The 593-nt window shown below is 35.8% G+C and carries 1 protein-coding gene; it reads left to right on the top strand.

All coding sequences use genetic code 11. The features are described from left to right. Positions 1 to 91: 91 nt before the first annotated feature. Positions 92 to 593, top strand: a 502-nt coding sequence (locus ACNOHI_RS25235; RefSeq protein ID WP_420477474.1) for an oligosaccharide flippase family protein, incomplete at its 3' end; no start/stop codon positions are given.

The following is a 593-nucleotide window of genomic DNA, read 5'->3' as shown; positions in this document are numbered from 1 at the left end:
AAGGTATGGGTGGGTATATCATAATTGTGTTGAAACGGCACAGATTGGTACTACACTTTTCCATAATAGTTAAAATTGTTGGTTTTGGAACATGAATAATAAAGAGAAGGCGATAAAAGGCGGAAAATGGGTGTCAATATCGACTGGCGTAACCACTATTCTTCAATTTCTGCAAATATCTATTGTAGCCCGACTTCTGGAACCAGCTTCTTTCGGCGTTGTTAGCATTAGTTCAATGATCATAGTTTTCTTTACTATGTTCTCCAATCTTGGCTTTAATAATTCCATAATTTCTAAGCAGGAAGAGGACAGGAAAGTACTGTCTTCATTGTATTTTCTTAATATTTTTTTAGGTGTTATTATTTTCGCTATCATTTACATATCGTCGCCCGTTATAGCTTCATTTTATGATGCGCCTAATTTAAGTTCTATTGTCAAAATAGCATCTCTTTTCTTCTTGATTGTTTATTTCGGGCAGATCTATTCAATTTTGATGCAAAAAGAAATGCGGTTTAAAGCCCTGTCAATTATAGAGATTATTACCACTGTAATCGGGACCGCGGCAACCGTGTTGTTGGCATATAACGGCTATC

The organism is Noviherbaspirillum sp. ST9 (assembly GCF_048799745.1).
Lineage (GTDB): Bacteria > Pseudomonadota > Gammaproteobacteria > Burkholderiales > Burkholderiaceae_D > Noviherbaspirillum.
This window is presented reverse-complemented; position numbering and strand designations above follow the sequence as displayed.